This is a genomic window from Ruegeria sp. Alg231-54 (assembly GCF_900143525.1).
GTDB lineage: Bacteria > Pseudomonadota > Alphaproteobacteria > Rhodobacterales > Rhodobacteraceae > Ruegeria.
This window is the reverse complement of record NZ_FREZ01000001.1, coordinates 495,071-508,769: the sequence shown is the minus strand read 5'-3', so window position 1 is coordinate 508,769 and position 13,699 is coordinate 495,071. Positions and strand designations below refer to the sequence as shown.

Annotated in this window: 13 protein-coding genes; 7 read left to right on the top strand and 6 right to left on the bottom strand. The window is 58.3% G+C overall.

Going from position 1 to position 13,699, the window contains the following annotated elements:
• Positions 1-62: 62 nt before the first annotated feature.
• From DHN12_RS02595 to DHN12_RS02575, 5 genes are all read left to right on the top strand, one after another.
• Positions 63-1,031: an XdhC family protein gene (locus tag DHN12_RS02595; RefSeq protein WP_108858748.1), complete on the top strand. Its 969-nt coding sequence runs from the start codon at positions 63-65 to the stop codon at positions 1,029-1,031.
• Positions 1,028-2,029: a molybdopterin-binding protein gene (locus tag DHN12_RS02590; protein ID WP_108858747.1), complete on the top strand. Its 1,002-nt coding sequence runs from the start codon at positions 1,028-1,030 to the stop codon at positions 2,027-2,029. Before DHN12_RS02595 ends, DHN12_RS02590 begins: the two co-directional genes overlap by 4 nt.
• 151 nt (positions 2,030-2,180) lie before the next feature.
• Complete coding sequence (locus DHN12_RS02585; RefSeq protein WP_108858746.1) at positions 2,181-2,666, top strand: (2Fe-2S)-binding protein; 486 nt, start codon at positions 2,181-2,183, stop codon at positions 2,664-2,666.
• A gap of 80 nt (positions 2,667-2,746) precedes the next feature.
• On the top strand, positions 2,747-5,107 hold the full coding sequence (locus DHN12_RS02580; RefSeq protein ID WP_108858745.1) for a xanthine dehydrogenase family protein molybdopterin-binding subunit: 2,361 nt from the start codon (positions 2,747-2,749) through the stop codon (positions 5,105-5,107).
• 94 nt (positions 5,108-5,201) lie between these two features.
• Positions 5,202-5,993, top strand: a complete 792-nt coding sequence (locus DHN12_RS02575) for a xanthine dehydrogenase family protein subunit M (RefSeq protein ID WP_108858744.1) — start codon at positions 5,202-5,204, stop codon at positions 5,991-5,993.
• Between the two features lie 48 nt (positions 5,994-6,041).
• Here the strand turns inward: DHN12_RS02575 and DHN12_RS02570 are convergent, their stop codons facing one another.
• A complete protein-coding gene (locus DHN12_RS02570) occupies positions 6,042-6,941 on the bottom strand; it encodes a MurR/RpiR family transcriptional regulator (RefSeq protein WP_108858743.1) in 900 nt (299 codons plus the stop codon).
• 89 nt (positions 6,942-7,030) lie between these two features.
• On the opposite strand from DHN12_RS02570, the gene DHN12_RS02565 reads away from it, so the two are divergent.
• Together DHN12_RS02565 and DHN12_RS02560 are read left to right on the top strand one after the other, a co-directional pair.
• Entirely contained in the window at positions 7,031-7,801 is a 771-nt protein-coding gene (locus DHN12_RS02565) for a 3-keto-5-aminohexanoate cleavage protein (RefSeq protein ID WP_108858742.1), read from the top strand.
• Complete coding sequence (locus tag DHN12_RS02560) at positions 7,798-9,120, top strand: aspartate aminotransferase family protein (protein WP_108858741.1); 1,323 nt, start codon at positions 7,798-7,800, stop codon at positions 9,118-9,120. Before DHN12_RS02565 ends, DHN12_RS02560 begins: the two co-directional genes overlap by 4 nt.
• 88 nt (positions 9,121-9,208) lie before the next feature.
• Here DHN12_RS02560 and infC read toward each other — a convergent pair whose 3' ends face one another.
• The 5 genes from infC to DHN12_RS02535 form a co-directional block, all read right to left on the bottom strand.
• Complete coding sequence (gene infC, locus DHN12_RS02555) at positions 9,209-9,757, bottom strand: translation initiation factor IF-3 (protein ID WP_058278178.1); 549 nt, start codon at positions 9,755-9,757, stop codon at positions 9,209-9,211.
• Between the two features lie 160 nt (positions 9,758-9,917).
• Entirely contained in the window at positions 9,918-10,751 is an 834-nt protein-coding gene (locus DHN12_RS02550; protein WP_108859084.1) for a ferredoxin--NADP reductase, read from the bottom strand.
• Between the two features lie 107 nt (positions 10,752-10,858).
• Positions 10,859-11,266: a DUF934 domain-containing protein gene (locus DHN12_RS02545; protein WP_108858740.1), complete on the bottom strand. Its 408-nt coding sequence runs from the start codon at positions 11,264-11,266 to the stop codon at positions 10,859-10,861.
• A complete protein-coding gene (locus tag DHN12_RS02540; protein WP_108858739.1) occupies positions 11,263-12,024 on the bottom strand; it encodes a phosphoadenylyl-sulfate reductase in 762 nt (253 codons plus the stop codon). The genes DHN12_RS02545 and DHN12_RS02540 overlap by 4 nt, the downstream gene beginning before the upstream one ends.
• Complete coding sequence (locus DHN12_RS02535) at positions 12,014-13,678, bottom strand: nitrite/sulfite reductase (protein WP_108858738.1); 1,665 nt, start codon at positions 13,676-13,678, stop codon at positions 12,014-12,016. Before DHN12_RS02535 ends, DHN12_RS02540 begins: the two co-directional genes overlap by 11 nt.
• Between the last annotated feature and the right edge of the window lie 21 nt (positions 13,679-13,699).

The following is a 13,699-nucleotide window of genomic DNA, read 5'->3' as shown; positions in this document are numbered from 1 at the left end:
AGGCTTACTTTTCATTGCGCCAAACCTGCCTATGTTGGTTCAGAACACGCCGGGAGGGTGCAATGGACAGATTCGACAACAGCCCAGAGACGGCCCTGAAGTGGCATACAGAGGGTCACCCAACCGCTCTGGCCACAGTGGTTGAAACCTGGGGCAGCGCGCCGCGCCGCGTCGGCGCACAGTTGGTGATCGCCGCAGACGGGCGGATCGAAGGGTCGGTATCCGGCGGTTGTGTCGAAGGCGCGGTCATCGTCGAAGCGCATGAGGCGATGGACGAAGGTGATGCGCGTCTGTTGGAATTTGGGGTCAGCGATGAGGACGCTTTTGCTGTGGGCCTGGCCTGTGGCGGAACGATCCGCGTGCTGGTGGAACCGATTGGTTCGGTAATGCCAGAACCGATGCTTCGTGATCTCGTCGATGCGCGGGCGCGGCGTGAACCCATTGCATATGAGGTAAACATCGAAACCGGTCACCGGGCTTTGCGCCGCAACGCCTATCCGGTTCGAATGCGGATGGACCGTTCCGGGTTCGAAGAGGATGGGCATACATTTGTTGCGGTCCATAACCCTCCACTACGCCTGATAATTGTGGGCGCAGTTCACATTGCACAGGCGCTGGTTCCAATGGCCCGGATCGCCGGATATGATCCGGCCATCATCGACCCGCGCGACGCCTTTGCTTCCGGTGCCCGTTTTCCGGGCGAAACCATCCTGACCGATTGGCCGGATGAGGCCGTGGCCAAGCTGGGTATGGATTCGCGAACGGCTGTAGTCCTTTTGACCCACGATCCGAAACTGGACGATCCGGCTTTGGAATCTGCATTGAAGGCGGGCGTGCTTTATATTGGAGCGTTAGGCTCGACGCGCACTCATGCCAAGCGGGTCGCGCGCATGAAAGAAGCGGGCTTTGCGGACGACCAGATTGCTCAGATCCACGGACCTATTGGATTGGACATCGGCGCGGCGGATCCGTCCGAGATTGCGGTAGCCATCCTTGCGCAAATGACGGCCGTGCTGCGGGGCAAGGCGTGAAGTTCGGCCCGGTTCCCGTTTCTGAGGCCACTGGCGCGATCCTTGCGCATTCCGTTCAGGTTCAGGACGCCAAACTGCGCAAGGGACTGCTGTTGACGGCCGAACATTGCGCTCAGCTAACTGCTGCAGGGTATGGGAACGTCACGGTTGCGCAGCTTGAACCTGGGGATTACCACGAAGACGAGGCCGCAGAAGTGCTGGCCGCGGCGCTCGCGCTTGATCCGCAAGCCGCAGGTTTGCGGGTAACGCAGCCGTTTACCGGGCGCGTTAACTTGTTGGCCGACGGCCCGGGGGTCGTGGAATTGGATGTCGGGGCGCTGCAGGCGTTCAACTGCGTTAACCCGATGATAACGGTCGCGACGGTTCCGCAATATCAACAGATGGGCGCGGGCGGGATGGTCGCCACGATCAAGGTGATTTCCTATGCGGTCTCAAAAGAGGACGTCGTGCAAGCCGCCGATCTGGCCAAAGCTTCGATTCGTCTGACGGCCCCTGTACACAAATCGGCAGGATTGATCGTTACGGATATTCCGGGCGGTCCGCCCAACGAAAAAGGCATCGCAGCCATTCGCGGCCGGGTTGAGGCCCTTGGCATGGACCTCAGCGATGTACGGATTGTGCCACACAAGGCCGAACCGCTGTCGCAGGCCATTACAGCGGCAGTGGGCGACATCGTGATGATCCTGACCGGCTCTGCCACCTCGGATGCTTTTGATGTTGCACCCCAGGCTGTGCGCGCAGCGGGCGGTCAAGTGGACAGGTTCGGCATGCCTGTCGATCCTGGTAATCTGCTGTTTCTTGGAACACTAGACTCCAAGCCTGTGATTGGACTTCCCGGATGTGCCCGTTCGCCTGCATTGAACGGAGCGGACTGGGTCTTGTCGCGCGTTGCGTGCGGGATCGAGACAACCGGCGCAGATATTGCGGCGATGGGCGTTGGCGGGCTGCTGAAAGAAATCCCAACAAGACCGCAACCGAGATCTGCGCGCAAACGGTGATGAGGCGCAAAATAGTTTTTTTTATTAGGCAGCTATGAAAGAAAAGACGACCCCGACGAACGTCGGATATTGGCGCCAAATATTTTTGTTCTCAAACAAATTTTCCCGTGTTTAACTCGGGACGAAGAATAATACGAAATGGGAGGAATCTATGACACAGGTCTCAATGACCGTGAACGGAAAGTCCGTGAGCGGTGACGTCGAGGGCCGGACGTTGTTGTCCGGTTTTCTGCGTGAACACCTGTCGCTGACTGGCACTCATGTCGGATGCGATACCGCGCAGTGCGGCGCGTGCGTCGTGCATGTGAACGGCGAGGCGGTCAAATCCTGTAACATGCTGGCGCTTGAGGCGGACGGGGCCGATGTCGGCACCATCGAAGGCCAGGCCAACGCGGATGGTTCGCTGAATGTGATCCAGCAAGCATTTCAGGACCACCATGGCCTGCAATGCGGTTTCTGCACGCCAGGCATGGTGATGAGCGCGGCCGCGCTGTTGAAAGAGAACCCGCGCCCGACTGAGGCCGAAGTGCGCAAATATCTGGAAGGCAACCTGTGCCGTTGCACCGGATACCACAACATCGTCAAGGCGATCATGGCCGCATCGGGTCAGGACGTCAGCAGCATCGCTGCCGAATGATGCCGCTGCGGGCGTCCAAATAAACGCCCGTGGGATGACATAGGGTGCACACGCATCCGTTTATGGGAGGAGAACAAGCAATGCCCAAAGACAGTGGCATCGGAGCCAGTTCCAAGCGACGCGAAGACGTACGCTTTCTGACCGGAGCGGGAAATTATACCGACGACATCAACGTACATGGCCAGGCTTATGTGCATTTCCTGCGGTCCGACATTGCGCATGGCCGCATCAAGAGTATCGACACCTCAGCCGCCGAAGCTATGCCGGGCGTGGTCAAGGTTTTCACCGGCAAGGATTTCGAAGGCGTGGGCGGGATGCCCTGCGGTTGGGAAGTGACCGACAAGCACGGCGCGCCGATGCAGGAGCCGCCACACCCGATTCTGGCGCAGGGCAAAGTGCGCCATGTGGGCGACCCGATTGCGGCCGTTGTAGCTGACAGTTTGGAACAGGCCCGTGATGCGGCCGAGGCTATCGATCTGGATATCGAAGTACTGCCAGCTGTCATGAACATGAAGACCGCCGCACAGGATGGGGCGACGCTGGTCCATGACGATCTGAAGAACAACATCTGCTATGACTGGCAGTTGGGTGAGACTGACGACGCTAAGGTCGATGAGGTCTTTGCCAATGCAGCGCATGTCACGACGCTGGATCTGGTCAACAACCGGCTCGTCGCCAACCCGATGGAACCGCGTGTGGCGGTGGGTGAGTACAAGCCTGGCACGGGCGACTACACGCTCTTTACCACTTCGCAGAACCCGCATGTGATCCGCCTGCTGATGTGCGCCTTTGTTTTGGGTCTGCCCGAGCATAAAGTACGCGTCGTTGCCCCAGATGTGGGCGGCGGCTTTGGCACCAAGATCTTCCACTATGCGGAAGAAGCGTTCTGCACCTTTGCCGCCAAGGCCTGCAACCGTCCGGTCAAGTGGACATCCAGCCGGTCCGAGGCGTTCATGTCGGATGCCCATGGTCGCGACCATGTCAGCAAGATCGAATTGGCACTGGATGCAGATAACAACTTTATCGGTCTGCGCACGAACACCTATGCCAATCTGGGTGCGTATCTGTCGACTTTCTCCAGCTCGGTTCCGACCTGGCTGCACGGCACTCTGATGGCAGGCAACTACAAGACGCCGGTCATTCAGGTGAACGTGAAGGCGATGTTTACCAACACGGTGCCGGTGGACGCCTATCGCGGCGCTGGCCGCCCAGAGGCGACTTATCAGCTGGAGCGTGTCGTTGACAAAGCTGCACGCGAGTTGGGTGTTGATCCGATTGCGCTGCGCCGTCAGAACTTTATCACGCAGTTCCCCTATGACACTCCGGTCGCACTGACCTATGACACCGGGGATTACAACGGGACGATGGATAAGCTTGAGGTCGCTGCCGATCTGGCGGGTTTCGCCGCGCGTCGGGCCGAAAGCGAAGCCAACGGCAAGTTGCGTGGTCTGGGCATCAACTGCTATATCGAGGCCTGCGGTATCGCGCCTTCGAACATCGTCGGCATGTTGGGGGCCCGCGCGGGTCTTTATGATGCCGCAACTGTTCGGGTGAACGCCACCGGTTCAATCAGTGTCATGGTGGGGGCACATAGCCACGGGCAGGGGCATGAGACAGCCTTCCCGCAGGTTGTGGCCGACATGATCGGTATCGACGAGTCGATGGTCGAGATCGTGCATGGCGATACCTCAAAGATCCCGTTTGGCATGGGGACCTATGGCTCGCGTTCGCTGGCCGTTTGTGGTTCGGCCATGGTCAAGGCGACCGAGAAGGTGATCGAGAAGGCCAAGAAGATCGCCGCCCACCTGCTGGAAGCGGCCGAGGCGGATATTGAACTGAAAGACGGTCAGTTTAGCGTCGCGGGTACCGACAAGTCGGTGGCCTGGGGTGATGTAACCCTGACGGCTTATGTACCACACAACTACCCGTTGGAAGTCGAACCCGGGTTGGAGGAGACCGCGTTTTACGACCCGGCCAACTTCACTTACCCGGCCGGTGCATATGCGTGCGAGGTCGAGGTTGACCCAGAGACCGGTCAGGTGACCGTCGAGGCTTTCAACGCCGCAGATGACTTTGGCAACATCGTCAATCCTATGATCGTCGACGGTCAGGTCCATGGCGGCATTGGTCAGGGCATAGGTCAGGCTTTGCTTGAGAATTGTGCCTATGACGAGAAGGGTCAGTTGCTGAGCGCGTCCTTCATGGACTACGCGATGCCGCGAGCGGATGACGTGCCATTCTATGGTGTGGATCATTCCAGCCAGACGCCCTGTACGCATAACCCATTGGGTGTGAAGGGCTGCGGTGAAGCCGGTGCAATTGGCTCGCCGCCGGCGGTGGTCAATGCGGTGTTGGATGCGCTGAACTCGGGCGGCAAGGCGGTCGATCACATCGATATGCCGATGAGCCCGTCTCGTGTCTGGGCGGCGATGAACAGCTGATTGGTCGGGTGGTCTGGGGGCTCTGCCCCCAGACCCTCGGGATATTTTTAGCCAGATGAAGGGCGGATCCGCGCCTTTCGGAAAGGAAAGCGAAATGTACAATTTCGAGTTTGAAAAGCCCTCGACTGTCGCTGACGCCGTTTCGGCGCTGGGTGGCGAGGATGCACAGGCGTTGGGGGGCGGCCAGACGCTGATCCCAACGTTGAAACAGCGATTGGCGGCGCCGTCTACGCTGGTGTCCCTGGGTGGGATTCCCGACATACAGGGCGTCTGTATCGAGGATGACGGATCGGTGGCCATTGGTGGCGCGACTATCCACGCGACGGTGGCGTCGGAGGCCGCCGGCAGCTATCCGGCGCTGGCCGCACTGGCTGGGCAGATCGGCGATCCTGCGGTGCGCAATCGGGGAACAATCGGTGGCTCACTGGCCAACAATGATCCGGCCGCTTGCTACCCGGCGGGTGCTTTGGGATCAGGTGCGACGATTATCACCAATACGCGCCAAATCGCAGCAGATGATTTCTTCGAGGGTTTGTTTAGTACAGCCCTGGAGGAAGGTGAGATCATCACCACGGTCAATTTCCCGGTGCCACAAGCGGCCAGCTACCAGAAGTTCCTGCAACCCGCATCGCGCTTTGCGCTGGTTGGTGTCTATCTGGCACGTTTCGCCGACGGTGTTCGCGTTGCGGTAACAGGTGCCAGTGAGGATGGTGTGTTCCGCTGGTCCGAGGCCGAGGAAGCCCTGAACAAGGAGTTTCGGCAGGATGCATTGACCGGGCTGAGCATCAATCCCGCGAACATGATTGCCGACTTGCACGGCAGCAAGGCGTACCGCGCGCATCTGGTCAGTGTAATGACCAAGCGGGCCATTGAAGCCTGCATGTAAGCTCAAAACTGTCAAAAAAAGCCCCGGACCTTATGGCCGGGGCTTTTTTTATTTCCGTCTTATTCTGGGCGGCAGGGATGGTTGCCAGTATGCGCCTGTGTCTTCTCGGGACTTTTGGTAATTGTCCACGCGATCGCGCGCGACATCGCCGCCGGCTTGAAACAGGTGACCCAAAAGGCATTCCAGAACCACCATGGCCCCGGCATAGTTTGAGAAGTGGTGCAGAGATCGCGTGCTGACGGGGAAAACCACGTCCGGCTCGACCCCGGGTGCGATCACTTCGCTGTCGGCAATCAGGATGAGCGGCATGTTCATGCGTCGCGCCATTCGCATGGATTGGATAGTGTCAGCGGAATAGGGGTGGACGGTGATGGCGATCAGGCAGTCGTTGGGATTCGCATCCAACAGATCATCTGCCGCGGACCCCGTGTGGCGCGGAATAAGTTGCAGACCAGGGTGAGCCATGCGTCCGGCATATGAAAAATAGTAAGACAAGGCATAGCTGGCGCGGGTGGCCGTGACAAAGCACCTGTCAGCAGACGTCATAATTTCAACGGCGCGCTTGACGCGCTCAGGGTTCATTAACCGCAGGGATCGCATGACGACGTTCTGTGCATTCTGGGCAAATTTTGCCTGAGCGGCACTGAATGCGTCACCGTCTTGCATGTCGGCAAGCCAGCTTTGGCTCAGATGATCCTCGCCATCTGTGACCAACGCATCGCGGAACGGAGCGCGAAGGCCGTCGAAGCGGTCATATCCCATCCGATCCGCCAACCGGACTAGAACGTTCGAACTCACGCCGATCTTTGCTGCGGTTTCCCGAATTGAGTCCAGCCCAAAATCTCCGGGATGGTCGAGGATGTATTTTGCCGCCATCTGCAATCCGGGAGGCAATTGGTCAATCTGCTGTCGCAGAGCTTCGGTAAGTTGGTTTAAAGACTTGGTCATCCGCGAAAGAAAACAAATGTTATGAAAGTTGTAAATTGAAAACGCGCCTAAGGTCCTTAACTGGGTTAAAAGTTGAAAAGGGTGCTCTTATGTTCAAAACACTGCCGCAATCGCATACGCCCTATGTTCTGGTGGCGCCGAACGGCGCCCGCAGGGGGCATGCGGATCACGCCCAGCTTCCGGTGTCGGTGCAGGAAATCGTATCGACTGCACAATGCTGCCTTCTGGCCGGTGCAGATGGGATTCACCTGCATGTGCGTGATGATCAGGGACAGCATTCTCTGGATGCCGCGCGTTACCTTGAGACGATGTCCGAGTTGCGCCGTGCCGTGCCAGAGATGGATGTTCAGATCACGACCGAGGCGGCGGGTGTCTTTGATGTCCAGGCCCAATTGCACTGTTTGCAGCACGTTAAGCCAAAATGGGCTTCGATCTCGGTCCGGGAAATCGCGCGCGCGCCGGACCTCGCGGATAAGGTTTACGGCCTGTGTGCCGAGCAGGGAACGCGTGTTCAGCATATACTCTATAACGATGAAGACGCAACTCTGCTGGCTGACTGGCAAGCCCGCGGTATCGTCCGCGATGGGCAAACTGAGCGGCTGTTGGTTCTGGGGCGTTACACCTCGGGGCAGGAATCCGCACCAGAAGACCTTGATCACTTTCCGCAAACCCACTCCAGTTGGATGGTTTGTGCATTTGGAAAGCAGGAACATGCTTGCCTTAAGACGGCTGCGGATCGTGGAGGGGATGTGCGGGTTGGATTTGAAAACAGTTTGACCGACCAGGACGGAAGTATCTGGGCGAACAACGCAGCGTCGGTGTCGGCGCTGGTCGCGGCTTTGAAAGGACCTCAGCCATGAGTCACGTTTTTCCACGTCATACCAAATCGAACTTGCCAGTCGCCGTTGGTGGCGACGGGTGTTACCTGATCGACGATCAGGGGCAACGCTATCTTGATTGTGGTGACGCTGCGGTGTCGTGCCTCGGGCATTCGAACCCGGCGGTTATCGAAGCCGTGCAGCGGCAGGTCGAACAGATCGCTTTTGCACATACCGGTTTCATGACATCCGAACCTGCCGAGGCGCTGGCTGATCTGTTGGTGGAGCACGCGCCTGGTGATTTGGACCGTGTGTATTTCGTCTCAGGCGGGTCCGAGGCGACCGAGGCGGCGATGAAACTCGCCCGGCAGTATTTCCTTGAAATCGGTCAGCCTGAGCGTCGTCGGGTGATTGCGCGACGGCAGAGCTATCACGGGAACACTTTGGGCGCGTTGTCGGCTGGAGGTAACGAATGGCGACGCGCGCAATTTGCACCGATGTTGATCGAGATGACACATATCGCGCCCTGCTTCGAATACGCTGAAAAGCCGGATGCCGAGAGTAGTTTTGACTACGGCCAGCGCGTCGCGAATGAGTTGGAGGTCGAGATCCTGCGCTTGGGTCCTGAATCGGTTATGGCTTTCATGGCAGAACCCGTTGTGGGGGCAACGCTGGGTGCGGTTCCTGCCGTTGAGGGGTACTTTCAGCGTATTCGCCAGATCTGTAACCAATATGGCGTTCTGTTGATCCTTGATGAGGTGATGTGCGGCATGGGGCGGACCGGACATTTGTTTGCCTGCGATTACGATGGAATTTCACCGGACATTCTGTGCATCGCCAAAGGGTTGGGTGCTGGATACCAACCGATTGGTGCGATGATGTGCACCGGCAAAATCTATGATGCAATCCGCGACGGGTCCGGGTTTTTTCAGCACGGACACACCTATATCGGTCACCCGGTTGCGACGGCAGCGGCCCTGGCTGTTGTCACCGAACTGACCACGCGCGCGTTGCCCGCGCGCGCCGGCGTCATGGGCGAAAAGCTGCAAGCGGCATTGGAAGCCGAATTCGGGCAGCATCCAAATGTCGGGGATATCCGCGGCAGGGGGTTGTTTCGAGGGTTGGAGCTGGTGGCTGACCGCGAAACAAAAACGCCGTTTGATCCGGCTCATGGCGTTGCGGGCAAAATCAAGAAAGCCTCTTTGGCCGAGGGACTGATCTGCTATCCCATGTCCGGTACGCGGGATGGGCGTCTTGGGGATCATGTCTTGCTGGCCCCGCCGTTCATCATAGAAGAAGCGCAGATAGACGAGCTTGTGGGCAAACTTAACCGGGCGATCTCGACCTCGATCCCCGGCTGAAGCGGCGCATGGCCTGTACCAAAGAACCAACAAAAAAACCCTGTCAGAGCTGATCTGACAGGGTTTCGAATTCGAAATGCACAGGGGTTTATTTCTGTGGCAGCGGACCGATCAGCATGATCATCTGACGGCCTTCCATCTTCGGCATGTTTTCAACCTTGCCGATCTCTTTGGTGTCGGCCGCAACACGTTCCAAAAGCTCACGACCCAGATTTTGGTGCGCCATTTCACGGCCGCGGAAACGCAGGGTCACTTTGACCTTGTCCCCGTTTTCAAGAAACTTGAACACGTTCCGCATTTTCACGTCGTAGTCATGAGTGTCAGTGTTGGGTCGGAATTTGACCTCTTTGATCTCAATGATCTTCTGTTTTTTGCGGGCTTCGGCTTCGCGTTTCTGCGTCTCGTATTTGAACTTACCGAAGTCCATGATTTTGCAGACCGGCGGGTTTGCGTTGGGCGAAATTTCGACCAGATCAAGACCGGCATCAACTGCCATCTGCATGGCTTTGGCGGGATGAACCACCCCGACATTTTCACCTTCAGCGCCAATCAGACGGATTTCGGGGGCACGGATCTTATCATTGACGCGGGGGCCGGTGTCTCTTTGCGGCGGCGCGTTGTGAGGTCTGCGGGCTATGGGTTCATTCCTTTGATGATTGCAGAAATTCAAGGCCGGAATTTAGACTGGCCTGCACGCCGATTCAAGCGGCATAAGTGCAGGCCAGCCCGAAAAATCGGGGTTTGTCAGAGGTTTTTCGCCAGTCCGGGGCTAAATACCCCGGATCCGGTGCATCGGGTTAACCAACAAAGGCTTTTTCGATGACAAATTCCTTGGGTTCGGAATTGGCACCTTCGCGCAGGTCGAACTCTTCCAGAATCTTTTTGATGTCCAGGTTGAAGGCCAAAGACCCGCAGACCATCGCGCGGTCGGTTTCCGGTTTGATGCCGCCTTCGATGCCCAGATCAGCAAAAACCGTGCCGTCTTTCAGCAATTCGGTGATGCGGCCCATCTTGGGGCTCTCTTCCCGCGTGGTGGTTGGATAATAGCGGATTTTGTCGGCAAAGCCTTCGCCCATCAGCTCGGCCAGCATCTCGTCCTGGCGGATGCTTTCGATTAGCTGACGGCCATATTCCAATTCACCCACTTCGCGGCAGGTATGGGTGATGATGACCTCGTCATAATCCTCATAGGTCTGCGGCTCGCGCAGCAACGAGGCGAAGGGCGCAAAACCGGTGCCGGTGGCAAAGAACCACAGGCGTTTGCCGGGCAACAGCGCGTCATGCACCAGCGTGCCAACAGGTTTCGGCCGCAGGATGATTTGATCACCCGGTATGATGTGCTGCAGTTTCGATGTCAGTGGGCCGTCCTGCACCTTGATCGAATAGAACTCCAGCTCTTCGTCCCAGGATGGCGACGCGATGGAATACGCGCGCAACAGCGGCTTGCCGTTGTCGCCCAGCAGGCCGATCATCACGAACTCGCCCGAACGGAACCGCAGCGAGGCGGGACGCGACACCTTGAAGGAAAACAGGCTGTCGGTCCAATGTTTGACATCTGTTACGGTCTGTGCGTCCGGAAGGACGGGGGCCTTGACGGCGGTTACTTCGGTCACGGGTTTCATCTCTGTCATCGTTTCACTATCGGCTGGGTAAACCGACATCTCCGTTTAATCTTTGATCCAAGTCAGGAAAAGGGGCTAAATGCCCCTTTACAGTCACAAGCTGGCGATTGGCGGGGTTAGCCGCGCAGGCGGGCCTGATAGCTATGATCTTTCCAGTTGGCGCGGGCCAGCCACTGATCTTCGGGCTGGCGATTGGCCAGTGCGTCGTCGATTTCGACTTCATCGAACCCGCTGCGGCGCGCCATGGCGTACTGGTCGGCCAGAACGTGGCCTTTGGCCCGCAGGCGGCCCGTGAAACCCTTTAGGCGGAGCACGCGCGCGATGGTAAAGCCGCGGCCATCCGCCGACGACGGGAAGTCCACGCGGACCATGCGGGCGCTGCCCAGGCGGTCAACCAGTTCATCGGGATCAGTGTCCGAGGCCACGTCCAGCGCAACCACATCATTGGCAGCGTCTTCAAGCGTAACAAAGCCATCTGTCCAGTCGTCGGGGGCGAACCCCTCATCCGTTACGATTACGTTCATGTTTTCTCTCCAGCGCGCACCATCTTGCCGTCGACAAAATGGATGCCGCATTCTTCTTTGTTCTGATCGCGCCAGCGTCCAGCGCGGGGGTCTTCGCCTTCTGTGACCGGCGAGGTGCAGGGCGCACAACCGATCGAGGGGTAACCTTTGGCCACCAGCGGATGCCGGGGCAGGTTGTTTTCATCCATATAAGCGCGCACGTCTTCGGGCGCCCAGTGGGCCAGTGGGTTCACCTTGATCCGGCCGGTGCCGTCCTCGACCTCAAAGAAGTCAAGCGCGGCGCGTGTGCCAGACTGGAACCGCTTCCGACCCGAGATCCAGCCGTCATAGCCCGCCAAAGCACGCTGCAGCGGGAAGGTCTTGCGCAGGTTGCAGCAGGCATCCGTGTCGCTCAGGCGCAAGGCGCCGTATGGGTCTTCGCGCTGAACATCCTCATCATCTGCGCAGATGATGTGGACGTTCTTCAGGCCAAGCCGATCTGAAACGTCCTGCTGATATTCCAGCGTTTCGGTGAACAGCATCTGCGTGTCCACAAACAGGACCGGTGTTGCTTTGTCGACCACGGCTGCCATGTGCAACAACACCACCGACTCCGCGCCAAAGCTGGAGACCAAAGCAAGCTCTTCGATGGCCTCCAACGCGCCATGCATGACGTCATGGGCACTGTGGTGGCGGAACTGGGTGTTCAGCGCTTCGACCTTTTCGGTCAGCTCAGCGCGGTCGGCCCCCAGTTCCGTCTGGATCAGGTCAAGCGGCATTCGCTCGCGCCTCGGGGTAAAGGGCTGCCTTGAACGGTGCCATGCCTACGCGGCGATAGGTTTCAAGGAATGTCTCTTCGGCGCTGTCACGCTGTTCCAGATAGGTTTCGACGATGCGTTCGACGGCAGGCACGATCTCATCATAGGCAAAGCCCGGACCGGTACGGTCACCAACGGCCGCAGTTTCAGTCGCGTCACCACCCAGAGTGATCTGGTAGTTCTCGACGCCTGCGCGATCCAGACCCAGGATGCCGATGTGACCCACGTGGTGGTGACCACATGCGTTGATGCAGCCCGAGATCTTGATCTTCAGGTGACCGATATCATGCTCAAGCTTCAGATCATCGAAACGGGTCGCGATTTCCTGTGCAACCGGGATCGAACGGGCTGTCGCCAGCGCGCAGTAATCCATGCCGGGGCAGGCGATGATATCGCTGATCAGGCCGATATTGGCGGTTGCCAGTTCGTACTCTTTCAGCTTCGCATGGATCGCAGGCAGGTCCGACTTGTGGACATGCGGCAGGATTACGTTCTGCTCATGGCTGATCCGCAGCTCGTCATAGGCGAACTCTTCGGCCAGATCGGCCATTACGCGCATTTGCTCTGCAGTTGCATCGCCCGGCGTCTGGCCGTGCTTCTTGATCGAGATGGTGACGATCGCGTGATCCGCGTTCTTGTGCGGCGCGATGTTGGTGTCGACCCACGACCGGAAGACCGGGTCGTTGGTGTAGGCGCTTTCAAACGACGCAACCGAGGCTTCACGAAAAGTTGGCGGGGCAAAGTGGTCCTTGATCTCTTCCAACAGGTTCATATCCGCGCCTTTGAACTGCGGGCGAACCTTCAGGAAGCGCTCGTTCACCTTGGCGCGGATCGCGTCGATACCATGCTCATGCACGGTGATCTTGATGCGCGCTTTGTACTTGTTGTCGCGGCGTCCGATCTGGTTCCACACGGAAACGGTGGCTTCCAGATACGCCAGCAGGTCGTCAAAGGCGACGAAGTCGGACAGTTCCTTGCCAATCATCGGTGTACGGCCCAAACCGCCACCCACGATGACACGTGCGCCCAAAACGCCGTCACGTTCAACCAGTTGCAGGCCGATGTCATGCGCCTTGATCACGGCGCGGTCGTTCTCGGAACCAGTGATTGCGATCTTGAACTTTCGCGGCATGAACTGGAATTCCGGGTGGTCGGTCGACCACTGGCGCAGCAGCTCGGCGTAGGGACGCGGATCGGCAACCTCATCTGCGGCAGCACCGGCGAAATGGTCGGCGGTCACGTTGCGGATGGTATTGCCCGAGGTCTGAATGGCGTGCATGCCAACCTCGGCCAGCGCGTCCAGCATATCCGGTACATCGTTCAGTTTCGGCCAGTTGTATTGGATGTTCTGACGGGTGGTGAAATGGCCGTAACCTTTGTCCCACTCTTCAGCCAGCAGGGCCAGTTGACGCATCTGCGCGCTGTTCAGTGTGCCGTACGGAATCGCGACGCGCAGCATGTAGGCGTGCAACTGCAGGTACAGGCCGTTCATCAGGCGCAGCGGTTTGAACTCGTCTTCGGTGAGCGAGCCGTCAATGCGGCGCTCAACCTGCGCGCGGAACTGCGCATTACGTTCTGCCAAAAATGCTGTGTCGAACTCGGAGTAGCGATACATGATTAGCTGTCCTTAGTTGCA

What these genes read in the sequence shown, in the direction of transcription:
- DHN12_RS02565 (WP_108858742.1), top strand. Translation starts at nt 7,031, where the DNA reads ATGTTCAAAACACTGCCGCAATCGCATACGCCCTATGTTCTGGTGGCG.
- DHN12_RS02575 (WP_108858744.1), top strand. Translation starts at nt 5,202, where the DNA reads ATGTACAATTTCGAGTTTGAAAAGCCCTCGACTGTCGCTGACGCCGTT.
- DHN12_RS02595 (WP_108858748.1), top strand. Translation starts at nt 63, where the DNA reads ATGGACAGATTCGACAACAGCCCAGAGACGGCCCTGAAGTGGCATACA.
- DHN12_RS02585 (WP_108858746.1), top strand. Translation starts at nt 2,181, where the DNA reads ATGACACAGGTCTCAATGACCGTGAACGGAAAGTCCGTGAGCGGTGAC.
- DHN12_RS02540 (WP_108858739.1), bottom strand. Translation starts at nt 12,024, where the DNA reads ATGCCGCTTGACCTGATCCAGACGGAACTGGGGGCCGACCGCGCTGAG.
- DHN12_RS02560 (WP_108858741.1), top strand. Translation starts at nt 7,798, where the DNA reads ATGAGTCACGTTTTTCCACGTCATACCAAATCGAACTTGCCAGTCGCC.
- DHN12_RS02535 (WP_108858738.1), bottom strand. Translation starts at nt 13,678, where the DNA reads ATGTATCGCTACTCCGAGTTCGACACAGCATTTTTGGCAGAACGTAAT.
- DHN12_RS02570 (WP_108858743.1), bottom strand. Translation starts at nt 6,941, where the DNA reads ATGACCAAGTCTTTAAACCAACTTACCGAAGCTCTGCGACAGCAGATT.
- DHN12_RS02545 (WP_108858740.1), bottom strand. Translation starts at nt 11,266, where the DNA reads ATGAACGTAATCGTAACGGATGAGGGGTTCGCCCCCGACGACTGGACA.
- DHN12_RS02580 (WP_108858745.1), top strand. Translation starts at nt 2,747, where the DNA reads ATGCCCAAAGACAGTGGCATCGGAGCCAGTTCCAAGCGACGCGAAGAC.
- DHN12_RS02550 (WP_108859084.1), bottom strand. Translation starts at nt 10,751, where the DNA reads ATGACAGAGATGAAACCCGTGACCGAAGTAACCGCCGTCAAGGCCCCC.